The following is a 22,873-nucleotide window of genomic DNA, read 5'->3' on the forward strand; positions in this document are numbered from 1 at the left end:
ATGCAGCGGTCCCCACAAGGGGAGAAGGAGAACCTAGACCAACCGCTCGCGTCCCGCCTTCGCCGCCTTCAGGAACACGCTCGGCAGGGCCGCCAGCCCTGGCGGATCGGTCCAGACGAAATCGCCCTCGCCGTTGCTGTCGGCCCGCAACACCCGCAGGGTCAGCGAGAAGTGGGTGAAGACGTGCTCCACGGTCCCGAAGTCGCGCCAGGCTCCGGGGGCCGGGGCGGCGACGGCGGCTTCCGGATCCGTCCACGGACGATCGCGCCAGTCGCTGGTCGGCAGGCCCAGCATGCCGCCCAGCAGGCCCTTGGGCGGCCGGCGGACCAGGGCCGTCTCGTCGCCTCGGGTCAACACGTAGGCCACGCCGTGGCGGTGCGGCCGATCGGCCTTCTTCGTCTTGCGCGGATAGGTCTCCGGCGCGCCCGTCTTCAACCCCTCGCACCAGGTCCCGACCGGGCAGCGGTCGCACAGCGGGGCCTTGGGCCGGCAGACGGTCGCCCCCAGGTCCATCAGCGCCTGGGCCCAGTCCCCGGGACGCTGGCCGGTGACCAGTTCGCCAGCCAGGTGCTTCAGTTCCGGCTTGGCGTCCGGCACGGGCGTCTCGACCGCGAACAGCCGGGCCATCACCCGCTCGACATTGCCGTCGACCACATTGGCCGCCCGGTCGAAGGCGATGGCCGCAACGGCCGCCGCGGTGTAGGCGCCGACGCCCGGCAGGGCGCGCAGGCCTTCTTCCGTGTCGGGAAACACCCCGCCATGCTCGCGGGCCACGGCCCGGGCGCAGGCCAGCAGGTTGCGGGCCCGGGCGTAGTAGCCCAGCCCCGCCCAGGCGGCCATCAGCGCGCCATCCTCCACCGCCGCCAGGTTCGAGACGGTCGGCCAGCGCTGGGTGAAGCTCAGGAAATAGGGCGTGGCGTGCGGCACGGTGGTCTGCTGCAGCATCACCTCCGACAGCCAGACCCTGTAGGGGTCGGACCGCTGTCCGGCCTTGCCGGCCGCCGGTCCGGTGCGCCAAGGCAGGTCCCGGGCCTGGGCGTCGTACCAGGCCAGCAGGGCGGCGCGGAGGGCGGGGATGTCGAGCATGATGCTCGTATGGCAGACCACGCCCTCGGCTGTCATCCCGCACCGACGGGGACAGGCCCATGGGCCTGTCCCCAACCGCACCACCTCTGCTACCTTCCCCCCATGCGCCGTCCCCTGCCCACCGCGGAAGAAGCCCTCGCGATCCTCAAGCGCCGCCGCACGCGGCCGCAGTTCCGCAGCCCCCCGCCCGCCGGCAAGGCGCTGGCCCCGCTGATCAAGCAGCTGGACGCCAAGTTCGGCCAGGGTCCGGCCCTGTTGCAGACCCGCTGGCGGGAGATCGTCGGCGAGACCCTGGCGCGGCGGACCGAGCCGGTCCGCGTCATCAAGAGCCGCACGCCCGGCGAGGGCGGCACGCTGGAGCTGCGGGTCGACGGCCCGGTGGCCTCGCTGATCCAGCACCAGGCCCCGCAGATCACCGCCCGCCTCGACCTGCTGCTCGGCAAGGGCGCGGTGACCCGGCTGCGCATCGTCCAGGGCCCGGTCAAGGTCCAGGCCGCGCCCGTCGCCCCGCGCGCGCGCCGCAAGCCGCCGCTGGACGCCGCCCAGGAACGCGAACTGGCCGACAGCCTGGGCGCCCAGCCGGAGGGCGGACTGAAGGACGCCCTGCTGAAGCTGGGCCGAGGCGTGCTGCGCGATCCGCGCTAGGTCGCCCACTTGTCGTCGGGACCCCGCACGCCTGGATTGACAACCGGGCGTCCGGTAGGCTCATGCCAAGGCCTCATCCGCGCCTTTTTCACGCGGTCAAAGAATCGCGCTTAACTTCACTGTTCACGACCTGAGGAAGATCGACCATGCGTTCGCAGACCCGCCGGCTCCTGACGGCCGTCGCCCTCACCGCTTCCGTGGCCGTCGCGCTCGCGGGCTGCAACAAGACGGAAACGTCCAGCGCCGACGACATGTCGCTGGGCAACCCCAAGGCCAAGGTCACGGTCGTGGAATACGCCTCGGCCTCGTGCAGCCACTGCGCGCGCTGGAACAACGATGTGTTCCCGGCCTTCAAGGCCAAGTACATCGACACCAACAAGGTCAACTACGTCTATCGCGAGTTCCTGACCCCGCCGGTCCAGGTGGCCGCCGCCTCGTTCCTGCTGGCCCGCTGCGCCGGCAAGGACAAGTACTTCCAGGTCGTCGATTCCGTGTACCGCTCGCAGGAAGAGATGTTCACCACCGGCGACTTCCGCGGCGTGCTGCTGCGCATCGGCCAGTCGGCCGGCATGGACGAGACCCAGTTCAACGCCTGCGTCACCGACGAGAAGAACCTCAAGGCCCTGAACGACCGGGTCGAGAAGTACGCCAAGGACGCCAAGATCACCGGCACCCCGACCTTCGTCGTCAACGGCAAGAAGGTGAACGGCGAGGACGGCGGCGAAGCGTCGTTGGCCGCGCTGGACGCCGCGATCGCCGAGGCTGAAAAGAAATGATCCTCGACCGGCGCGCGCTGATCGGAACAGGGCTCTCGGCTTCGGCCTGGGCGGCGGGCGGCCTGATGCTGGCCGCCGCGCCCACCGTCGCGCGCGCCGCGCCCTTGCCGGCGGTTCCCGGCGACATGACCCTGGGCTCGCCCAAGGCCAAGGTGCAGGTGGTGGAATACGCCTCGCTGTCCTGCACCCACTGCGCCCACTGGAACAACGACGTCTTCCCGCTGCTGAAGGCCCGCTACATCGACACGGGCAAGGTCCGCTACGTGTTCCGCGAGTTCCTGACCCCGCCCATCGAGTTCGCCGCCGCCGGCTACCTGCTGGCCCGGCGGGTCGGCGCGGACCGCTACTTCCAGGTCACCGACGCCATCTTCAAGCAGCAGACGGCGATCTTCGAGAGCGAGGACCTGTGGGGCGGCCTGCTGAAGATCGGCAAGAGCTTTGGCCTGACCGAGGAACAGTTCACCGCCGCCCTGGGCGACAAGGTCGCCCTCGAGGCCCTGAACGCGCGCGTCGCCAAGGCGGCCGAGCGCGACCAAATCGAGTCCACGCCCACCTTCTTCGTCGACGGCCAGCGCCTGGTGGGCGGTCAGCCGATCGAAGCCTTCGCCGCCGCCATCGACAAGGCGGCCGCCAACAAGACGACCAAGGGCTGAGGGGCGGGCGGGCGCCGTGCAATTCCAGCGTCTGCGCCTTTCCGGATTCAAATCCTTCGTCGAACCGACCGAGTTCCGGATCGAGCCCGGCCTGACGGGCGTGGTCGGGCCCAACGGCTGCGGCAAGTCCAACCTGCTGGAAGCCCTGCGCTGGGTGATGGGCGCCAACTCGGCCAAGGCCATGCGGGCCGGCGGCATGGACGACGTGATCTTCGCCGGCAGCGGCAACCGCCCGGCCCGCAACCACGCCGACGTCACCCTGACCATCGACAACGCCGACCGCACCGCCCCGGCCCAGTTCAATGACGACCCGGTGCTGGAAGTCGTCCGCCGCATCGACCGGGGCGAGGGCTCGACCTACCGCATCAATGGCCGCGAGGTCCGGGCCCGCGACGTCCAGCTGCTGTTCGCCGACGCCTCGACCGGCGCCAACTCGCCGGCCCTGGTCCGCCAGGGCCAGATCAGCGAGCTGATCGGCGCCAAGCCGCAGAACCGCCGCCGCATCCTGGAAGAGGCGGCCGGGGTCTCGGGCCTGCACACCCGCCGCCACGAGGCCGAGCTGCGGCTGCGGGCCGCCGAGACCAACCTCTCGCGCCTGGAGGACGTGGCCGGCGAGCTGGAGACGGCCCTCAACCGCCTGCGGCGCGAGGCCCGCCAGGCCGAGAAGTACAAGCGGCTGTCGGCCGAGATCCGCGCCGTGCAGGGGGCCGTGCTCTACGCCCGCTGGACCGAGGCCCGCGACACCCTCAACCGCACGCAAAGCGACGCCACCGAAGCCGCGCGCAGCGTCGAGGACACCGCCCGCGCCGCCGCCACGGCCCAGACCGCGATCCTGGCGGCCGAGAACGCCATGCCGCCGCTGCGCGAGGAAGCCTCCATCGCCCAGGCGGTGCTGGGCCAGCTGGCCATCCAGAAGGACCGCGCCGAGCGCGAATCCCAGGCCGCCGCCGCCGAGTTCGAACGGCTGTCGGCCGACCTGGCCCGCATCGACGCCGACCGGGCCCGCGAGGCCCAGGGGCTGGAGGACGCCGTCCGCGCCCTGGCCCGGCTGGACGAGGAGCTGACCCAGTTGCGCGGCGAGATCGCCGCCGCCCCGGCCCGGGGCCCGGAACTGGCCTCCGCCGCCAAAGCCGCCGAGGAAGCGCGCGCGAAGGCCGACGCCGAGGTCGAGCAGTTGGCCGCCCGCGCCGCCGCCGAGGAGGCCCGGGCCCGCGCCGCCGCCCAGCGCCTGGCCGAGGCCGAGAGCCGCCTGGCCCGCACCGTCCGGGCCCTGGACCAAGCCAGATCCGAGCGCGCCGCCATCGGTCCCGAGGTCGACCCGGCCGCCGCCGAGGCCCGCCAGCGCTTCGCCAACGCCGAGGCGGGCCTGGCCTCGGCCCGGCAGGCCCTCGAGGACGCCGAGGCCGTGCGGGTCAAGACCGCCCAGGCCGAGGCCGCCGCCCGCGACCTGGCCCGCAAGGTCGAGGACCAGTTGGGCCGCCTGCGCACCGAGGCTCGGGGCCTGGCCCAGCTGACCGCGCCGCGCGCCAAGAGCGGCTTCTCGCCGGCCCTCGACGCGGTGACGCCCGACAAGGGCTATGGCGCCGCCCTGGCCGCCGCCCTGGGCGACGACCTGGAAGCCGCCCTGGATTCCCGCGCGCCGTCGTTCTGGGCGGGCGGTGAGGCCTCCGCCGTCGCCTGGCCCGAGGGCGCCAGCCCACTGGCCCCGCTGATCAAGGCCCCGCCGGAACTGGCCGCCCGCCTGGCGCACGTCGCCGTGGTCGCCCGGACCGACGGCGACCGCCTGGCCAAGGGCTTGCCGGTCGGGGCCCGCCTGGTCTCCAAGGAAGGCGACCTGTGGCGCTGGGACGGCTTCGTCGCCCGCGCCGACGCCCCCAAGCCGGCCGCCGTGCGGCTGGAGCAGCGCACGCGCCTGGCCGAGGTCGAGGCCGAGATCGACCAGGTCGCGCCGCGCGCCGAGGCCGGGGCCGCCGCCCTGAAGACCGCCGCCGACGGCTTGCGGGTCGCCGAGGAAACCCTGCGCGACAAGAGGCGCGGGCCGCCCGACGCCGAACGCCTGCTGACCGGGGCCCGCGAGGCGGTGGTCCGCTACGAGCGCGAGGCCGCCCAGCGCGAGGCCCGCGCCCAGTCGCTGGACGACACCATCGCCCGCTTCGAGGCGGAACGGGTCGAGGCCGACGCGGCCCTGGCCGCCGTCCGCGCCGAGAACGCCGCCGCCGAGGGCGTCGCCGACCTGGCCCCGCAACTGGCCCAGGCCCGCCAGACCGCGACCGCCGCCCGCGAGGCCGCCGCCGCCGCCCGCTCGGCCCTGGACCAGGAGACCCGCGAGACCGCCGGCCGCCAGCGCCGCCTGGAGACCCTGGAGCGCGACCATGGCGACTGGGCCAAGCGCCGCGAGGCCTCGGCCCGGCGCGAGCAGAGCCTCGACGCCGATCGGGTCAAGGCCGCCGTCGCCCTGGAGGCCGCCCGCGAGGCGCCGGGGGTGCTGGCGGCCAAGCTGGTGGTCATCGTCGAGCAGTTCGCCGCCGCCGAGGATCGCCGGGCCAAGGCCTCGGACGCCCTGGAGGCCGCCGAGACCGGCCGCCTGACCGCCGACCGCGCGGCCCGCGCCGCCGAACAGGCCGCCAGCGAGGCCCGCGAGAAGCGCGCCGCCCTGGTCGCCACCCTGGACGCCGTCCGCGAGCGCTTCGCCGAGGTGGCCGGCCATATCCGCGAACAGGCCCGCATGGAGCCGGAAGAGCTGGGCCGCCACATCGCCGGCGAGGCCATCGCCGTGCCCAAGGACGCCGCCGGGGTCGAGGCCCACCTGTTCGCCCTGGAACGCGAGCGCGACGCCATCGGCCCGGTCAATCTGCGCGCCGAGGAGGAGGCCAACGAATACGCCGCCCGCCTGGAGACCATGCGCACCGAGCGGGCCGACCTGTCGGGCGCCGTGGCCAAGCTGCGGGCCGGCATCGAGGAGCTGAACGCCGAGGGGCGTGAACGTCTTTTGGCCGCCTTCGAGGTGATCAACGGCCACTTCCAGACCCTGTTCCAGGCGCTGTTCGGCGGCGGCCAGGCCGAGCTGCGGCTGGTCGAGAACGACGACCCGCTGGAGGCCGGGCTGGAGATCTTCGCCTGCCCGCCCGGCAAGCGCATGGCCAGCATGAGCCTGATGAGCGGCGGCGAGCAGGCCCTGACCGCCAGCGCCCTGATCTTCGGCGTCTTCCTGGCCAACCCGGCCCCGATCTGCGTGCTCGACGAGGTCGACGCCCCACTGGATGACGCCAATGTCGACCGCTATTGCAACATGCTGGACGAGATGCGCCGGCGCACGCGGACGCGGTTCATCGCGATTACCCACAATCCGGTGACGATGAGCCGGATGGACCGGCTGTTCGGGGTGACCATGGCCGAGCGGGGGGTGAGCCAGCTGGTCAGCGTGGACCTGAGCACGGCGGAGCAGTTGGTGGCGGCGCAGTAGCGGCCGCGACTTCCCTAGGTCCTCCCCCTTTGGGGGAGGTGTCGGCGAAGCCGACGGTGGGGGGAGTGGTCGGCGATCCTAAAACTCCCCCCACCGATCGCTTCGCGATCGCCTCCCCCAAAGGGGGAGGACCTAGTGGCCGAAAAGCCCCACCACCGCATGCCGCAGCGGGTTCCCCGGGTCGCTCAGCAGCTTCACCGCCATGGCGCACGACATCACCACCAGCAGCGGCCGGATCAGCTTGGCCCCGAACCGCATCGCCAGCCGTGAGCCGATCTGCGCGCCGATGAACGCCCCCGCCGCCATCACCAGGCCGATCGGCCAGATCACCGCGCCCTTCCAGATGAACAGCGACAGGCTGCCGAGGTTGGAGGCGGCGTTGGCCAGCTTGGTGTGGGCGGTGGCCTTCAGCGCGCCGTAGCCCAGCAGGGTGACGATGGCGACCATGTAGAACGCCCCCGCCCCCGGGCCGAAGATGCCGTCATAGAAGCCGACCAGCGGCGCGACGCAGAAGGCGAAGACCGGCACGGTCAGGCGCGGCGAGGCGTCCTCGCCCTTCAGGCCGCGCGAGAAGCCGAAATAGAGGGCGATGACGATCAGCAGGATCGGCACCAGGGCCGCCAGTACGCGCGGCGACAGCAGGCTGGCGCACAGGGCCCCGGCCAGGCCCGCGACGGCGGCGCCGGCCGCGACCGGCAGGGCGGTCTTCCAGTCGATCAGGCCGCGGCGGGCGAAGGCGCTGGTGGAGGAGATGGCGCTGACCGCGCCCTGCAGCTTGTTGGTGCCCAGGGCCGCGACGGGGTTCATGCCGGTCAGCAGCAGGGCCGGCACGGTCAGCAGGCCGCCGCCGCCGGCGATGGCGTCGAACGCCCCGGCGATGGCCGCCACGGCGAACATCGTCGCCAGCAGTCCAAGATCGATGTCGATCACTCAAACCCTCACGTGGTCCGCCCGAAAACGGGCCGGGACCACGCGGTCGAGCGAGTTTACTGGATTATTTCTGGCGCGCCTTGCGGGCGGCGTACTTGGCGTCGCGGGCGGCCTTCTGCTCGGCGGCCGACAGAGCCTTGCGCTCCTTGCGGTCGGCGCGCTTCACGGCCAGGATCGCTTCTTCCTTGGCCAGGGCCTCCAGGCGCGCGGCTTCCTTGACGGCGGCGCGCTCGGCGCGGACCCGCTCCAACTCGGCTTCACGCTCGGCGTGGCGCTGCTCGAAGTTGGGATCCTGGACGGTCGGCTTCACCTTCATCTTGGCCAGCATGGCCTTCTTGGCTTCAGCGGCGGCGGTGATGCGGTCGGCGAAGCCGGTGTTCTTCAGGTGCGACATGAATCTTCTGGTTGGTGGAAGTGCGCCCCTAAGACCCCAAAACGCCGGAAAAAGCAATTGATCATCCCGGCGCGAATGGACGCGCCGGGATGATCGTCAGCGCTACTTCTCGATTCGGTAGACCCGGTAGCTGTGCGGCGCGACGGAAGCGGCGAAGTCCGTGCGGGCCGGCACGCCCTGGCGACGCCACGCGTCGGCCTTGCCGTCGGCCGGCTTGGCCTCGACCAGCTTGCCGCTGGTCATGTCGCGCAAGCGCACGCCCTCGCCCAGCAGCGACAGGCTGACCGCCGTGTCGTCGTCGCGGAACGACTGCACCACGAAGGTCCCGTTGTCGTAGGCGAACAGGCTGACCCGGTCGGGGGCGTCCAGCCGCACCGGGAAGTCGCGCTGCAGGTAGCGCTTGATCTCGGTCGTCACCCCCTGGGGCAGGTTGTAGAGGTCACCGGGGTTCTCCGGCATGGTCAGCACGTAGAGCACCCCGCCGCCGTAGCGGTTCATCAGCAGGATCGGGAAGCCCTTGGCGTTGGCCACGCCCCGGATGATCCCCCAGCTGTCGTTGGTGTAGAAGGCCAGCTCCGGGAACAGCACCGGCGGGTTGTCGCGCCTGGGGTCGTTCAGGCTCTCGCCGTTGCCCGCGCCATAACCGTTGAGGAAGTCGTGCAGGGCCACCTTGCGGCCGGTGTCGCGCACTTCCAGGATGTCCTCGATGCCCTTGCCCTGCAGGGCGCCGAGCAGGCCCGAGGTGATGAACACCGTCTTGCCGGCCAGCAGGTTGCCCTTGATCCTGTCGACGATCTTCGGGTCCTTGGCCGCCGCCTGGGTCAGCAGGGCGACGTCGGCGTTGGTCGGGAAGTTGGGCGACAGCTCGATCGGGATGCCGACATTGCCCAGGTAGTTGTGCAGGAAGTCCTCGCCCGACGACTGGTAGGGCTTGTAGCTGGCGATACCGATCGGCTTGCCCAGCAGGCCCAGGTCCTTGTCGATCTTCTCCAGCGAATAGCCAGCGGCGCGGCCCCAGCCGGGGCCGGGGTCGCCGGCCTGGCCCGACGGCTTGTAGGACGCGGCCATCGCCTTCCAGTCGAAGCTGGTGGCTTTGTCTTTCCACGGACGATCGCCGGGCTCGACCGGCCTGGCCTCGCTCATCGGGTTCCAGTTGAACAGGGTGATCTCCGGCGCCTTGGCCAGCAGGGTGTCCCACAGCTGCTCGGCGTAGCGATCGACATAGAGGGTCGAGAAGGTGTCGACCCAGCCGCCGCCATTGCCCTTTCCGCCGTTCGAGCCTGTCGGGCGGATGTTGTCGTAGTAGCGGATGATCGAATAGCTCTCGTACTGCTGCAGCAGCTGGTCGGTGACCACCGGGTCGCGGGTCTCGGTGCCGGTATAGATGCCGTCGAACATCTGCGACTGCTTTTCCAGGTCGTAGCCCGTGCCCTGGAAGTGCTCGTACCAGTTGGGGTACTTGATGATCATCCGCACCTTCGGATTGACCGCCTTGGCGGGACCCAGGACCAGGTCCTGGCTGACCTTGCGCATGGTCTCCAGCCGGTATTGGCTCCAGGACCGGTCGCCCTTGGCGGCGATGTCGGCCGGGCTTTTCGAGGTGTAGAAGAAGAAGTCGTCGAGGATCACCTCGTCGAAATGCCTGGCCGCCAGCCTCACGGCCTTCTCGCATTCGGCCCGGTCGGCGGGCTTTTCGTAGTCGAAGGTGCCGAACTGGCCGCCCTCGCCGCCGGCCGCCAGGGTGATGCCGCCGGCCACCTTGATCCCCCGCGCCTCGAACCAGCCCTTGACCCGCGCGATCTGCTCGTCGCTGGCGAAGTCGTTGCTGCGGTAGACCTCCAGATAGACCTTGTCGAAGTGCAGCTGGCGCGAGGCCCGCTCGAACTCGCGGTCGAAGGTGGCCTTGTCGGCCAGCTCCTTGGCGTCGTTGACGGCGATGTAGATGGCGGCGTGGAAATTCTTGTAGGCCGGGAGCGGCTGCGGCCCGGCGGACGGGGCGGCTTGGAGCGAGGCGGCGGGCGCCACGACGGCGCACAGCGCCGCGGCGCCGAGCAGACAGCGGGTAACGCGGATCATGACTGTTCTTCCCTCAATGAACCCCGCGCCGGCGCGTCGAGGCGACCGGTCATGGTTGCGGTAACATAGGATTAGTCGGATAAATTAGGCGAGGGGTTTCTGTGGTACGGACTTGCCCCCTACGGGCCTTCGGCCGTCTTCCCCCATAGGGGGAAGAGCCCTGTCGCCGGCGCCGTGCGCGAGGCTCCGCCCCCTATGGGGGCGGACAGACCGCGGAGCGGTCAGGTGGGGGCAAGTGCGCCGCCCATTCCCCGACGTCATCCACAGCTCACGAAAGCGGCGCCGTCGCCCCGTCCGCGCCCCGATTCCTTAAGGGTCGCCGCCCAGGGCCAAAAACTGTTATAAAACCGCCACTTGACGCGATCCCGCCCAACCTTGACGCACCGCAGCGCGCCCTATAGGTTCCGCCGCGATCAAGCCGGCCGGAAAACCGCCTCTTTTGGGGCGGCCGCGGGCGTTATCGGACCTGCCGCTTCCCATGCCCAAGGCCGACGAACCGAACGACAAGGCCCTGCGAAGCCTGGACGCTCGGCTCGACGCTTTCGAGGCGAAAAAAGCGGCGGAACAGCCGATACATGTCGAGAACGAGAAATCGTCCCAGGACGGCTATCGTCTTCTGGCGGATTTGATCGGGGGCGTTCTGGTGGGGCTCGGCTTTGGCTGGCTGCTCGACCGTTACGCCGGCACGGGGCCTTGGGGCATGGTCGGCGGTCTGCTGATCGGCATGGGGTTTTCGATCTACCTCGTCGTCCGCAAGGCGACGAAACTGAGCGCGCAGGCGTCGGTCCAGAAGACCGACGAAGACACGGGAGGCGGGTCTACCGCCCCCAAGCAGAAGAGAGACTAGGGCCTTGGCCACGCCGATCGACCCGATGCACCAGTTCCTGATCAAGAAGATCGTGGAGCTGCCGACCGTGACCGTGCCGGGCCTGGGCGCGCTCGATCTGTCGATCACCAATTCCATCGCCGCCATGCTGCTGGCCGCGACCCTGATCATCGTGTTCTACGGCTTCGCCTCGGCGAAGGCCGCCGTGATCCCGGGCCGCCTGCAGACCGTGGGCGAGCTGCTCTATGGACTGGTCGACGGCCTGACCAGCTCGATCATCGGCCACGACGGCAAGAAGTACCTGCCGTTCGTCTTCACGCTCTTCGCCTTCGTGCTGTTCTGCAACCTGCAAGGCATGCTGTTCGGCTGGACCGGCAACTTCCTGGGCTTCACCGCCACCTCGCAACTGGCCGTGACCCTGACGCTGGGCATGCTGGTCATCCTGACGGTGATCGCCGTCGGCTTCGCCAAGAACGGCCTGAAGTTCTTCAAGCTGTTCGCCCCGTCGGGCGTGCCGTGGCCGCTGTATTTCCTGCTGGTGCCGATCGAGATCATCTCGTTCCTGATCCGCCCCGTCACCCTGGCCCTTCGTTTGTTCGGCAACATGCTGGGCGGCCACGTGGTGCTGAAGATCTTCGCGACCTTCGTGTCCATCCTCCTGGCCATGGCTCCGGCCTACTGGCTGGTGGGCGTGTTGTCGCTGACCTCCGTCGTCGCCCTGACGGCCCTAGAGTTCATGGTGGCCTTCCTTCAGGCCTTCGTGTTCGCGGTGCTCACCTGCGTCTATCTGAACGACGTCGTGCACCTCGACAGCCACTGATCACCCTTTCTCTTTTCAACCTATCTACCGCTCTCAAGGAGTCTCACAATGGAAGCTGAAGCCGCGAAGTACATCGGCGCTGGTCTGGCGATGCTGGGCATGGTTGGCGCCGGTATCGGCCTGGGCATCATGTTCGGCAACTATTTCCAAGGCGCGCTGCGTAACCCGACCGCCGCCGCTCAAGAACGTCCGATGCTGTTCCTCGGCATGGCGCTGACCGAAGCCCTGGGCATCTTCGCCCTGGTCATCGCCTTCCTGATCCTGTTCTCGTAAACCTTAGCTAAGAGGCGTCTTCGCCCATGGCGACGGAACCCCACGGCACGGTCGAGACGACTGGCGCCCCGGCGGCTCACGACAGCGGCGGTCTTCCGCAGCTGCAGTTCGAGCACTGGGGCGGCCAGATCGTCTGGCTGCTGCTCATCTTCGCCGTCCTCTTCGCGGTGCTGTCCAAGGTGCTTCTGCCCCGGGTCAGCGGCGCGATCGAGACCCGCGGCGCCAAGATCGCCGGCGACATCGCCGACGCCCGTCGTCTGAAGGACGAAGCCGAGGTCCAGGCCCGCGCGGCCGCGGCCGAGGTGGCCGAGGCGCGCGCCAAGGCCCAGAAGACCGCGGCGGACGCCAAGGCGGTGGCTTCGGCCGCCGCCACCGAGCGCCAGGCGACGGAAGAGGCGGCGCTGGCTGAGAAGCTGGCCGCCGCCGAGGCCCGCATCCAGGTCGCCCGCGACGAGGCCATGGGCCACGTCCGCGCGGTGGCCTCGGAAACGGCCGGCGCCATCGTCCAGAAGCTGACGGGCAAGGCGGCCACGGCCGCCGAGCTCAAGGCCTCGCTGGTCTAGGGAGAGACGACGATGGAACACCACGAATCGCTCTTCAACCTGGCCAACCCCGAACTGTGGGTGCTGGTCGCCCTGGCCCTGTTCATCGGCCTGCTGGTCTGGCTGAAGGTCCTGCCGGGCGCCCTGTTCGGCGCCCTCGACGCCCACGCGGCGAAGATCAAGGCCGAACTCGACGAGGCTCACCAGCTGCGGGAAGAGGCCCAGGCCCTGCTCGCCGAGGTGAAGGCCCAGCGGGACGAGGCCGAACGTCAGGCCGCCGGCATGATCGAGGCCGCCAAGGCCGACGCCGCGCTGATCGCGTCGGAAGCCAAGGCCAAGCTCGAGGAACAGATCACGCGCCGCGCCGAAATGGCCGAACGCAAGATCGCCCAGGCCGAGGCCCAGGCCGCCGCCGACGTCAAGTCCGCGGCCGTCGACCTGGCCGCCCAGGCCGCCGAACAGGTCCTGGTCGCCCGCCTCGCGGCCGGCGGTTCGGACGGCCTGGTCGACGCGGCCATCGGCCAGATCGGCACGAAGCTGCAATAGCGGTTTCGCTCCGGCGACAACATCAAGGGCGCGCTCCTCGCGGGGCGCGCCCTTTTTGGTGGTCGGTGAGCGTCAGCGAACGCCCCGGAAACCCTCTCCCGGAGGGGAGAGGGAGGGGCCCGCCGCGCAGCGGTGGGAGGCTGAGGGGTGACGCCGTCACCAGTTTCACGCCGTCATCCCCCGACTTGTTCGGGGGACCCAAGCGGGCTGGCCAGTTGTCCTTCTGAACATCAGCTTGGGTCCCCCGCATAAAGCGGGGGATGACGATCTTAGGGTCAGGGATGAGATCCGCCGCCGCGGGTCCCTGCCGGCACGCCGTCAGGCTCAGCACCCCCTCACCCTCCCATTGCTGGCGCAATGGGCCCCTCCCTCTCCCTCTGGGAGAGGGTTTCGGATCGCGTAGCCCTCGCTAAACCGGCTGCTTGTTCAGCCAGCGCCGCTTCAGGTGCTTGCGCCCGCGCTTCAGCACCCGCCACGACGCCTTGCGCAGGAACACCTTCTCGCTGCGCAGCAACTGCTGCCAGGCCACCAGCATGATCTCCGGCTCGCGGCGCATCAGCCGGCGGATCGGGAAGATCAGCTTGGGGTGACGCCGCTGCCAGCGCAGGAACCGGCGCTTGGCCTGGAACGAGTTGCGCAGCACGATCATCAGCCCGATGACCAGCAACGGCAGGCCCAGGTGGCCCGGCAGGGGCGTCAGGACCACCCCGGCCAGCAGGATCAGCACGCCCAGCGCCAGCGCCGCCCAGCGGGCCACGCGCCCGGCGGTTTCCCGCAGGACCAGGGCCAGCCGGCGACGACGGCGGTAGAGCCTTGAGGGCAGTTTGGCGAGCGCCCTGGCGGGCGCGTTCACGACCGCTGCTTGAACGATTGGCGCTTGAGCGACTGGCGCCAGCGCTTGGCCACCCGCCAGCGGCGCGGCAGCACCAGCTTCTCCATGCGCAGGACCTGCTGCCAGGCCACCGGCATCACCTCGGGCTCGCGGCGCAGCAGACGGCGCAGCGGGAACAGCAGCTTGGGGTGGGCGTGCTGGAAGCGGACGAACTGCTTACGGGCCCGGAACGAGTTGCGCAGCACCAGCATCAGGCCGCCCACCGTCAGCGGCACGCCCAGCGGGCCGGGCAGCGGTGCGATCAGGAAGCCCGCCACGACCAGGACCAGGCCGATCGCCACCAGCACGACGCGCGAAATCCGCCCGAGAAGCTCGCGGGCGAGTTCGTCGGCGGCGGAGAAGCGCACGGGGGGCATGGCGAGGGCAAGGTTCATGGCGGGAGAAACGGGGTTCCGTGCTCCGTTTGATCCCGGCACGGGCCGGCCTCTTCGGCTCACAACGCCGATATGAGAACGGGGCGACTTTACGTAAAGGCGCCCCGCTCCCCTTTTGTTCGACTGTGGCGTCTATTCCGCAGCGAGTGGCGCGGCGGCCACAGGTTTCCACCGCAGACGTGGCTTTCGAGCCGCCAGGGTCTCGTCCAGGCGCTTCAGCGGCGCGTGGTAGGGCGCGCCCTTGAAGCGGTCGACCTCGCCCGCTTTCGCCGCGCCGGCCAGAGCCCGCAGCGCGGTGACGAAGCGGTCCAACTCCTGCTTGGATTCCGTCTCGGTCGGCTCGATCAGCATCGCGCCATGCACCACCAGCGGGAAGTACATGGTCATCGGGTGGAAGCCCTCGTCGATCATCGCCTTGGCGAAGTCGAGCGTGGTCACCCCGGTGCCTTCCAGCCAGGCGTCGTCGAACAGGGCTTCGTGCATGCACGGGCCGTTCGGGAAGGCCGGGCTCATCAGGTCACTCAGGCGGGCCTTGATGTAGTTGGCGTTGAGGACGGCGTCCTCGGCCACCTGCCGCAGGCCGTCGGCCCCATGGCTGAGCATGTAGGCGTAGGCGCGCACGAACATGCCCATCTGGCCGTGGAAGGCGCTCATCCGACCGAAGGCCTGGGCGGCGGGGCCCTTGGCCTCCTCGACCAGCTTGAAGCCGAAGTCGTGGCTGACCACCCACGGGGTCGGCGCGAACGGGGCCAGGGCCGCGCTCAGCACCACCGGACCCGCGCCCGGACCGCCGCCGCCGTGCGGGGTGGAGAAGGTCTTGTGCAGGTTGATGTGCATGGCGTCGACGCCCAGGTCGCCCGGGCGCACCCGGCCGACGATGGCGTTGAAATTGGCGCCGTCGCAGTAGAAATACGCCCCCGCCGCGTGGGTCAGGCGGGCGATCTCGACCACGTCGCGCTCGAACAGGCCGCAGGTGTTGGGGTTGGTGACCATGATGGCCGCCACGTGGTCGCCGAGCTTGGACTCCAGGTCGGCCAGGTCGACCCGGCCGTCGTCGGTCTGGGCGATCTCGACGACGGTATAGCCGCAGAAGGCCGCCGTGGCCGGGTTGGTGCCGTGGGCGCTGGTCGGAGCCAGCACGGTCTTGCGATGGCCGTTGCCGGCCGCCTCATGGGCGGCGCGGATGGCCAGCAGGCCGCACAGCTCACCGTGGGCGCCGGCCTTGGGGCTCAGCGCCACGGCGGGCATGCCGGTCAGGGTCTTCAGCCAGTGGGCCAGGCGGTCCATCAGCTCGATCGCGCCCTGCACCGTCGACTGCGGCTGCAACGGGTGGATGTCGGCGAAGCCCGGCAGGCGCGCCACCTTCTCGTTGAGGCGCGGGTTGTGCTTCATCGTGCACGAGCCCAGCGGATACAGCGCCAGGTCGATGGCGTGGTTCTTCTGGCTCAGGCGCACGTAGTGGCGCACGGCTTCCGGCTCTGACAGGCCCGGCAGGCCGATCGGCGCGGTGCGGACTAGGTCGCCCAGGTCGTCGGCGGCCGGCGCGTCCGGCAGGTCGACGCCGGTCTTGTCCCAGCAGTCCAGTTCGAAGATCAGCGCCTCGTCCTGCAACAGGCCGCGGGCCCCGGTCAGGGTCGGGTGGATGTAGTCGTTGACGGCGACTTCAGGACGGGTCGGCCGTCCGACGGTGTTCATGTTCATCGGGCCAGCACCTTGGTCAGGGTCTTCGCGAAGATGGTGATGTCGAGGTCCGGAGTGGTCTCGGTGGCGGCGACCAGCAGGACGTCGTCCAGGCCGGCGCCGGGCTCCAGGCGCGAGAACGGCACGCCGGCGATGACACCGTTGGCGGCCAGGGTCTCGACCAGCTCGGCGGCGTTGACCGGCAGGCGGATCGCGAACTCGTTGAAGAAGCGGGGGGTCAGGATCTCGACGCCCGGCACCGCCGCCAGGGCGTCGCGCAGGGCCACGGCCTTCTGGTGGTTGACCAGGGCCAGTTGGCGCAGGCCCTTCTCGCCCAGCAGGCTCATATGGATGCTGAACGCCAGGGCGCACAGGCCGCTGTTGGTGCAGATGTTCGAGGTCGCCTTGTCGCGGCGGATGTGCTGCTCGCGGGTCGACAGGGTCAGGACGAAGCCGCGCTTGCCGTCGGCGTCGACGGTCTCGCCGCAGAGGCGGCCAGGAGCCTGGCGGACGTATTTTTCCTTGCAGGCGAACAGGCCGACATAGGGGCCGCCATAGTTCAGGCCGTTGCCGATCGACTGGCCCTCGGCCACCACGATGTCGGCGCCCATCTCGCCCGGCGACTTCAGCAGGCCGTAGGACACCGCCTCGGTGGTCACCACGATCAGCAGCGCGCCGGCCGCCTGGGCGGCCTGGGCGATCTTCGTCACGTCGGTGGCGGTGCCGAACACGTTGGGGGTCTGGACGACGACGCAGGCGGTGTCGGCGTCGATGGCGGCGATCACCGCATCCTCGGCGTCGATGGCGGCCGCCAGGCGCTCGGTGGCGACGCCGGCCGCGTGGGCCAGGGTCTCGACCGTGCCGACATAGTGCGGGTGCACGCCGCCCGACAGCACCGCCTTGTTGCGGCGGGTGACCCGGGTGGCCATCATCACCGCCTCGGCGGTGGCGGTGGAGCCGTCATAGAGCGAGGCATTGGCCACTTCCATGCCGGTCAGGGCCGCGACCTGGGTCTGGAACTCGAACAGCACCTGCAGCGTGCCCTGGGCGATCTCGGGCTGGTAGGGCGTGTAGCTGGTCAGGAACTCCGACCGCTGGATGATGTGGTCGACGGTGGCCGGCACATGGTGGCGATAGGCCCCCGCCCCCACGAAGAACGGGCCTTCCGAGGCCGAGCGGTTGCGGCGCGACAGGCCGAGCATCTCGCGCTCGACCTCCAGCTCGCCGGCGTGCAGCGGCAGGTCGACCACGCCCGTGCGGCGGGCGACGGCGGGCACGTCGACGAACAGCTCGTCGATCGACTCCGCGCCGATGACGCCGAGCATGTCGGCGCGATCCTGGGATGTGAGGGGGAGGTAGCGCATGAAAAACTTCCGCGGCGTGCCCCCTTCCCCCCTGATGGGGGAAGGGTCGGGGATGGGGGTGTTGCGGGCGGCGGGGTCACCCCCAACCCTGCCCTTCCCCCATCAAGGGGAAAGGGTTCTTTTCCTTACAGGGTCGAGAGGAACGCTTCGTAGGCCGTGCGGTCCATCAGGGCGTCGAGCTCGCCGGGGTTGCTCAGCTTGATCCGGGCGAACCAGCCGCCGGCTTCCGGCACGGCGTTGACGGTCTCGGGGCTGTCGGACAGCTCGCCATTGGCCTCGACCACCTCGCCCGACACCGGGGCGTAGACGTCGGAGGCGGCCTTGACGCTCTCGACCACCGCCAGGCCTTCGCCCTGCTTCACGGTCTTGCCGACGTCGGGAACCTCGACGAACACCACGTCGCCCAGTTGCTCGGCGGCGTAGCCGGTGATGCCGACCGTGGCGACGTCGCCCTCGACCAGCACCCATTCATGATCCTTGGTGAAACGCATGGGAAAGGGCCCTTTTCTCTTCAATGTTGGCGGCGTGACGGTCGCCGAAACCGGCGGCCACTTTCGGCTGTCACGCCTTGCTAAAGCTTGCGCACGTAGCGGGTGGGAACGAACGGCGAGGCCACGACCTCGGCCGCCTGCGGCTTGCCGCGAACGATGACCTTCAACTTCGTCCCGATCACGGCCAGGGCCGGGGGCGCGAAGCCGATGGCGATGGCGCCGCCGTAGCTGGGGCCGAAGCCGCCGCTGGTGACCACGCCGACCACGGCGCCGGTCTCGTCGGCGATCTGCGCGCCTTCGCGGGCCGGAGCGCCCTCCAGCACCTTCAGATTGACCCGCACGCGCGTGAGGTCGCCGGCCAGTTCCTTGGCGATGCGGTCGGCGCCCAGATAGTCGCCGGCCTCGCGGCGGCTCTTGCCGATGGCGAAGTTCATGCCGGCCTCGATCGGCGAGACGGTCTCGTCCATGTCGTGGCCGTAGAGCGGCAGGCCGGCCTCCAGGCGCAGGCTGTCGCGGGCCCCCAGGCCGATCGGCTTGACGCGTTCGTCGGCCAGGAGGGTGTTCCAGATCCGCGTCGCGTCGGCGGCCGGAACCGAGATCTCGTAGCCGTCCTCGCCGGTATAGCCCGAGCGCGAGATGATGGCGTCGACGCCGAAGGCGGGAAGCGCGACCGTGTCCATGAACACCATGGTCGCGGCTTGCGGCACATGGGCGGCCAGCACGGCGGCGGCCTCGGGTCCCTGCAGGGCCAGCAGCGCGCGATTCTCCAGGCGCTCGACGGTCGCCTCGCCCTCCAGGGTCTTGGCGATGATCGCGTAGTCGTTGTCCTTGCAGGCCCCGTTGACCACCACGAACAGGCCGTCGTCGTCGGGCCGCGCGGTCATCAGGTCGTCGATCACCCCGCCTTGCGCGTTCAGCAGCACCGCGTAGCGCTGCTTGCCGGGCTTGAGGCCCTGGTAGTCGGCCGAGACCAGCTTCTCAAAGCTCTTGGCGGGGTTCTCGCCGCGCAGCCGGGCCTGGCCCATGTGCGAGACGTCGAACAGGCCCGCGTGCTCGCGGGTCCACAGGTGCTCCTTCAGCACCCCGTCCTTGTACTGCACCGGCATGGAATAGCCCGCGAACGGGACCATGCGGGCGCCGGCGGCGACGTGCGCGTCGTACAGGGGCGTCTTCTTGAGGTCTTGGTCGGACACGCTTTGGGCTCCAATCGGGGTCGGCGACGCCGCCCGGCTTTCGCCAGGTGGTCTCGCCCCCGCTGTCCCTTTGACCTGAGAGATTTCGGCCGGACTAGTCCGGCCTTGCTCCTTCGGCGGACATCTCTCCCTTCGTGGGAAATCTGCCTCTTTCCAGCGTTCCTAAACCCGCGCGGTCCTTTTGCCTGAGCGTTTCCGGGGCGGTTGCGCCTTCGGCCTCGGGACCAGAATCCCGATGTCTCCCGCGAGGGTCGAGGCGTGTTTGGGCGAGGGGGCGACGGGAGTCAACTGCGCGCGTACGAGGTCGCCCGAGGGTTGCGAACAATCCGGGAACATAGTCAAACTTGAGGTCACAAAATGTGACCTCAAAGAATGGCCATGACCGACGAGCACATTTCTGATGCGCCCCTCGAAGCAGCCTTCGCGCCACAGGTGTTTGAGATGCGCGGCCTGTCCGTGATCGTCGATGCCGATCTCGCGCGGCTGTTTGGCGTCGAAACCAAGCGCCTCAATCAGCAGACGCGACGGAACGAGACGAAGTTCGACGGCTTCGCTTTCCAGCTTTCTGTCGAAGAGTTCGCGGCTTTGAGGTTGCAAATTGTGACCTCAAAGATCGGTCGAGGCGGTCCCCGCCATCGCCCCTATGTCTTCACCGAGCACGGTGTCGTCATGGCGGCCACCGTCCTGCAGTCCGAACAGGCGATCGCCGCGTCGCGGTTCATCATCAAGGTGTTCGTCGAGGCGCGCCGCAAGACGCTGGTGTCGGACGGCGCGAACCTGCCGTCGCTGATCGACGCGCGAGGGCTGCTGCCGCTGGAGAGCGAAGCCCGCACGGGCCTGATGAGCAAGCTCAACGGCGCCCTGGGCCGGGTGCTCGACGCCATCGCCGATCCGGAGACACAGACCACGGTCGGCGACGAGGCCCACGCCATCGCCGCCGAAGGCCTGCGCAGCATCAAGGAATATCTGAAGCGGGCCGGCGTCCAGAACGAGAAGACCCTGGCCGAGGTCCGCAAGCTGCTGGCCGAAGCCGACGCCCTGGAGGCCGAGACCGCCCAGAAGCGCACCGAGAACCAGCACCGTCAGCTGGCCTTGCTGGCCAAGCAGCTGCGCCTGGTGCTGGTCGCTCAGCAGTATCTGGAAACCGGCGGGGTCGAAGGCCTGCTGGCGACGCTCAAGGACCTTGAGCGCCCCTAGCCGCCTACATCCGTTCCGGCGCCTCGATGCCCAGCAAATCCAGGGCCAGTTCCAGCTGCTTCAGCGTCGTCTCGGCCAGCCCCAGGCGCGAGGCCCGGACGGCCGGGTCGTCGGCGCCGAGGATCGGGCAGGCGGCGTAGAACTTCGAGAAGGTCTGGGCCAGCTTGTAGGCGTGCTCGGCCACGAAGTTGGGGGCCTTCTTGTCATAGGCCTCGGCCAGCGCGCCCTCGAAGCCGTCGAGCAGCAGCGTCAGGTCGCGCTCGGCCGGTTCGGCGACGGTGATCGGTCCCGAGACGACGTTCTGCTCGGCGGCCTTGCGCAGGATGCTCTTGATGCGCACCGACTGGTACAGCAGGTACGGCCCGGTCTTGCCCTCGAAGCTGGTGAAGCGGTCGAGGTCGAAGACGTAGGAAGTGCCGCGGAAGTTCTGCAGGTCGGCGAACTTCAGGGCCGCGACCCCGACCTTCTGGGCGATGTCCTCGAACACCTCGGGCGCCAGGTCGGCGCCGAGGCCGGCTTCGCGCAGGCGCTCGCGGGCCTTCTCGCGGGCCATCTCGATCAGGTCGTGCAGCTTGAGCACGCCGCCGGCCCGGGTCTTGAACGGCTTGCCGTCGGCCCCGTTCATGGTGCCGAAGCCGATATGCTCCAGGCCGCCGGGCTCGGCGTAGCCGGCCAGGTAGGCGGCGCGGAACACCTGCTCGAAGTGGTCGGCCTGGCGCTGGTCCACGCAGTAGAGGATCAGGTGCGGGTCGAACGACTTGCGGCGATCCAGGATGGTGGCCAGGTCGGTCGTGCCGTACATGGCCGAGCCTTCCGACGACACCACCAGCAGCGGGTCGGGGCTTTCGACCTCGACCACCGAACCGTCGGGCAGCTTCTTCTTCTTGGTCTCGCCGGGGCGGGCCACGCGGACGATGCGGGCGCCCTGGTCGTCGACCAGCAGGCCCTTGACCTCGAGCTGGCGAACCATCGGGGCGATCAGGTCCTGGACGTCGCTCTCGCCCTTCCAGAGGTCGAAGTCGACCCCCAGGGCATGGAACTCGCGCTCCAGGGCCACGCGGCTGATGGTCACGAAGTGACGCCACAGCAGGCGGTAGCCGAAGCGGCCGTTCTGCAGCTCGGCGGTCGCCTTGCGGGCCCGTTCCTTGAACTCGGGGTCGTCCTTCTGGCGCTGCGAGGCCAGGGGATAGAGGCGGTCGAGGTCCTCCAGGCTGACGCGCGAGGCGAACTCGGCCATCACCTTGGCCTCGTCGGCCTTGGAGAAGTCGCGCGGCGCTTCGACCAGGCGGTCCAGCAGGGCGCGGATGAAGGCGTCCTCGTCCATGATGGCGCTGATCAGCAGGCCCATCTGGAAGCCCCAGTCGCCGAAGTGGGCGTCGCCCACCACGTCGTCGCCGCGGAACCGGTACAGGCGCTTGACCGACTCGCCGATGATCGAGGCGCGCAGGTGGCCCACGTGCATCGGCTTGGCGACGTTGGGGCCGGCATAGTCGATCAGCACCCGGCGCGGCTGGGCCAGGGGCTCGGCCCCGGCGCGCGGATCGGCGGCGATCTCGCGGGCCCGGGTCGACAGGGCGTCGCTGCTGACGCGCATGTTGATGAAGCCGACGCCGGCGATCTCGACCGAGGCCAGGCGCGGGTCGGTCTTGAGGATGTCGACCACCTGGACGGCGATCTCACGCGGATTGCGCTTGGCGCTCTTGGCGGCCGCCAGGGCCCCGTTGCACTGGAAATCGGCCAGGTCGGGGCGGTCGGACGCGGTGACGCGACCGAAGTCGGGGGACAGTCCGGCGGCCTGGAAAGCGGCCGCGGCCGCCTCGCTCAGGGACCGCTTCAAATCAATCATGGTTTGGTCGGGACCTGGGTCTGCTGGCCTTGGGCCTGTTGGGTCTGACCGGCATTGACCCGGAAGCGCTTGCCGTCACGATTGAAGGCGGCCATTTCCGGGGTCACGTCGAAGCCGATCAGCACTTCGAAATTGGAGCCGCTGACCTTTTCGTCGGCGCGCGGGATGGTGATGGTCTGCAGGACCTCGGTGGCGTAGAGGCGATCCTGGCCCTGGGCGAAGGTCACCGGCAGGTCGAAATATTCCTTGGCCAGGACGTCCTTGTTGCGTTCGGTCACCGCCACCCAATAGCGATAGGTCTTGCGGTTGTCGGTGGCCTGCGGGCCGCGGCCCAGCTCGAACAGCATCTCGACCTGCATCTTGATGGGGTCGTTGCTCTTGTAGGCGCAGCCCGACGACAGGCCCTGGATTTCGCCGGTGTAGGCGGTCGCGGCGGCCGATTCCTTGCCGTCCTTGAACTCGATGTAGCGGCTGGCGTCGTACAGCACCTTCACATAGGGGCACGGGCCGGCGTTGCGCAGCTGGGCCAGCGGAGCCTTGGGCTGGTTCCATTCGTCGTCGCGCTTCTTTTTCTTGCTGGCCTGGTCGTCGTCGCCGCCGCCGCCCTGGTCCTGGCCGGGCCGACGCTGCGCGTGGACGGTCGTCGCCGTGGCGGCGATCGAGAGGGCCATCAGGGCGCTGAGGGCGACGGAGAGCTTGCGGCGCATGAAACGTCCGGTCCGAAAATGAAGAGCCTGTATGGGAAGTCCCCATCGGCGTCATGGAGCCTGATAAAGGCATATGCGTGACGTCGCAATGTGCAGCGG

General features: G+C 69.6%; 22 protein-coding genes and 1 riboswitch. Of the genes, 10 read left to right on the forward strand and 12 right to left on the reverse strand.

Annotated elements, in window-relative coordinates; translation table 11 throughout:
* Positions 1 to 33: 33 nt before the first annotated feature.
* A complete protein-coding gene (mutY, locus tag PMI01_RS11995; protein WP_035035969.1) occupies positions 34 to 1,086 on the reverse strand; it encodes an A/G-specific adenine glycosylase in 1,053 nt (350 codons plus the stop codon).
* A gap of 102 nt (positions 1,087 to 1,188) precedes the next feature.
* Here mutY and PMI01_RS12000 point away from each other — a divergent pair, with 102 nt between their 5' ends.
* The 4 genes from PMI01_RS12000 (at position 1,189) to PMI01_RS12015 (ending at position 6,623) form a co-directional block, all read left to right on the forward strand.
* Positions 1,189 to 1,731, forward strand: a complete 543-nt coding sequence (locus tag PMI01_RS12000) for a DUF721 domain-containing protein (RefSeq protein WP_007668592.1) — start codon at positions 1,189 to 1,191, stop codon at positions 1,729 to 1,731.
* A 146-nt stretch (positions 1,732 to 1,877) separates the two neighbouring features.
* On the forward strand, positions 1,878 to 2,507 hold the full coding sequence (locus PMI01_RS12005; RefSeq protein ID WP_007668594.1) for a DsbA family protein: 630 nt from the start codon (positions 1,878 to 1,880) through the stop codon (positions 2,505 to 2,507).
* On the forward strand, positions 2,504 to 3,160 hold the full coding sequence (locus tag PMI01_RS12010; RefSeq protein WP_007668598.1) for a DsbA family protein: 657 nt from the start codon (positions 2,504 to 2,506) through the stop codon (positions 3,158 to 3,160). Before PMI01_RS12005 ends, PMI01_RS12010 begins: the two co-directional genes overlap by 4 nt.
* Positions 3,161 to 3,176: 16 nt before the next feature.
* Positions 3,177 to 6,623: an AAA family ATPase gene (locus PMI01_RS12015; RefSeq protein ID WP_007668601.1), complete on the forward strand. Its 3,447-nt coding sequence runs from the start codon at positions 3,177 to 3,179 to the stop codon at positions 6,621 to 6,623.
* 132 nt (positions 6,624 to 6,755) lie between these two features.
* Here the strand turns inward: PMI01_RS12015 and PMI01_RS12020 are convergent, their stop codons facing one another.
* The 3 genes from PMI01_RS12020 to PMI01_RS12030 form a co-directional block, all read right to left on the reverse strand.
* Positions 6,756 to 7,520 (reverse strand): TSUP family transporter, encoded by a 765-nt coding sequence (locus tag PMI01_RS12020; RefSeq protein WP_081497670.1) that lies wholly within the window; start codon positions 7,518 to 7,520, stop codon positions 6,756 to 6,758.
* A gap of 97 nt (positions 7,521 to 7,617) precedes the next feature.
* A complete protein-coding gene (locus PMI01_RS12025; RefSeq protein WP_007668607.1) occupies positions 7,618 to 7,947 on the reverse strand; it encodes a DUF6481 family protein in 330 nt (109 codons plus the stop codon).
* Positions 7,948 to 8,049: 102 nt separating this feature from the next.
* Positions 8,050 to 10,023 carry a hypothetical protein gene (locus PMI01_RS12030; RefSeq protein WP_007668610.1) on the reverse strand — a complete coding sequence of 658 codons (1,974 nt, stop codon included), beginning with the start codon at positions 10,021 to 10,023 and terminating at the stop codon, positions 8,050 to 8,052.
* Positions 10,024 to 10,501: 478 nt separating this feature from the next.
* Here PMI01_RS12030 and PMI01_RS12035 point away from each other — a divergent pair, with 478 nt between their 5' ends.
* The 5 genes from PMI01_RS12035 to PMI01_RS12055 are packed head-to-tail and all read left to right on the forward strand — an operon-like array spanning position 10,502 to position 13,030.
* Positions 10,502 to 10,870, forward strand: coding sequence for an AtpZ/AtpI family protein (locus PMI01_RS12035; protein WP_007668612.1), 369 nt, complete (start codon positions 10,502 to 10,504; stop codon positions 10,868 to 10,870).
* A gap of 25 nt (positions 10,871 to 10,895) precedes the next feature.
* Positions 10,896 to 11,669 carry a F0F1 ATP synthase subunit A gene (locus PMI01_RS12040; protein ID WP_035035981.1) on the forward strand — a complete coding sequence of 258 codons (774 nt, stop codon included), beginning with the start codon at positions 10,896 to 10,898 and terminating at the stop codon, positions 11,667 to 11,669.
* Positions 11,670 to 11,717: 48 nt separating this feature from the next.
* Complete coding sequence (locus PMI01_RS12045) at positions 11,718 to 11,942, forward strand: F0F1 ATP synthase subunit C (protein WP_007668628.1); 225 nt, start codon at positions 11,718 to 11,720, stop codon at positions 11,940 to 11,942.
* Between the two features lie 26 nt (positions 11,943 to 11,968).
* Complete coding sequence (locus tag PMI01_RS12050) at positions 11,969 to 12,505, forward strand: F0F1 ATP synthase subunit B family protein (protein WP_007668631.1); 537 nt, start codon at positions 11,969 to 11,971, stop codon at positions 12,503 to 12,505.
* A gap of 12 nt (positions 12,506 to 12,517) precedes the next feature.
* Positions 12,518 to 13,030: a F0F1 ATP synthase subunit B gene (locus tag PMI01_RS12055; RefSeq protein WP_007668634.1), complete on the forward strand. Its 513-nt coding sequence runs from the start codon at positions 12,518 to 12,520 to the stop codon at positions 13,028 to 13,030.
* A gap of 409 nt (positions 13,031 to 13,439) precedes the next feature.
* Here the strand turns inward: PMI01_RS12055 and PMI01_RS12060 are convergent, their stop codons facing one another.
* The 6 genes from PMI01_RS12060 to gcvT all read right to left on the reverse strand — a co-directional run bounded on the left by PMI01_RS12060 (position 13,440) and on the right by gcvT (position 19,039).
* Entirely contained in the window at positions 13,440 to 13,883 is a 444-nt protein-coding gene (locus PMI01_RS12060; protein WP_007668637.1) for a hypothetical protein, read from the reverse strand.
* On the reverse strand, positions 13,880 to 14,296 hold the full coding sequence (locus PMI01_RS12065) for a hypothetical protein (RefSeq protein ID WP_007668640.1): 417 nt from the start codon (positions 14,294 to 14,296) through the stop codon (positions 13,880 to 13,882). The genes PMI01_RS12060 and PMI01_RS12065 overlap by 4 nt, the downstream gene beginning before the upstream one ends.
* 132 nt (positions 14,297 to 14,428) lie before the next feature.
* The gene (gcvPB, locus tag PMI01_RS12070) at positions 14,429 to 15,997 is read right to left on the reverse strand and encodes an aminomethyl-transferring glycine dehydrogenase subunit GcvPB (protein ID WP_007668644.1); all 1,569 of its coding nucleotides are present in this window, start codon (positions 15,995 to 15,997) and stop codon (positions 14,429 to 14,431) included.
* A complete protein-coding gene (gene gcvPA / locus PMI01_RS12075; protein ID WP_035035973.1) occupies positions 15,994 to 17,340 on the reverse strand; it encodes an aminomethyl-transferring glycine dehydrogenase subunit GcvPA in 1,347 nt (448 codons plus the stop codon). Before gcvPA ends, gcvPB begins: the two co-directional genes overlap by 4 nt.
* A gap of 125 nt (positions 17,341 to 17,465) precedes the next feature.
* The gene (gene gcvH, locus PMI01_RS12080; RefSeq protein WP_007668660.1) at positions 17,466 to 17,831 is read right to left on the reverse strand and encodes a glycine cleavage system protein GcvH; all 366 of its coding nucleotides are present in this window, start codon (positions 17,829 to 17,831) and stop codon (positions 17,466 to 17,468) included.
* Between the two features lie 80 nt (positions 17,832 to 17,911).
* Positions 17,912 to 19,039, reverse strand: a complete 1,128-nt coding sequence (gcvT, locus tag PMI01_RS12085; RefSeq protein WP_085954865.1) for a glycine cleavage system aminomethyltransferase GcvT — start codon at positions 19,037 to 19,039, stop codon at positions 17,912 to 17,914.
* 148 nt (positions 19,040 to 19,187) lie between these two features.
* Positions 19,188 to 19,279, reverse strand: a riboswitch (glycine riboswitch).
* 186 nt (positions 19,280 to 19,465) lie between these two features.
* Between gcvT and PMI01_RS12090 the strand changes: the two genes are divergently transcribed.
* Complete coding sequence (locus PMI01_RS12090; protein ID WP_238537054.1) at positions 19,466 to 20,221, forward strand: ORF6N domain-containing protein; 756 nt, start codon at positions 19,466 to 19,468, stop codon at positions 20,219 to 20,221.
* Between the two features lie 4 nt (positions 20,222 to 20,225).
* Here PMI01_RS12090 and PMI01_RS12095 read toward each other — a convergent pair whose 3' ends face one another.
* A complete protein-coding gene (locus tag PMI01_RS12095; protein WP_007668669.1) occupies positions 20,226 to 22,067 on the reverse strand; it encodes an arginine--tRNA ligase in 1,842 nt (613 codons plus the stop codon).
* On the reverse strand, positions 22,064 to 22,774 hold the full coding sequence (locus PMI01_RS26700; RefSeq protein WP_007668672.1) for a hypothetical protein: 711 nt from the start codon (positions 22,772 to 22,774) through the stop codon (positions 22,064 to 22,066). The genes PMI01_RS12095 and PMI01_RS26700 overlap by 4 nt, the downstream gene beginning before the upstream one ends.
* Between the last annotated feature and the right edge of the window lie 99 nt (positions 22,775 to 22,873).

This window comes from Caulobacter sp. AP07 (genome assembly GCF_000281955.1).
Classification (GTDB): domain Bacteria; phylum Pseudomonadota; class Alphaproteobacteria; order Caulobacterales; family Caulobacteraceae; genus Caulobacter.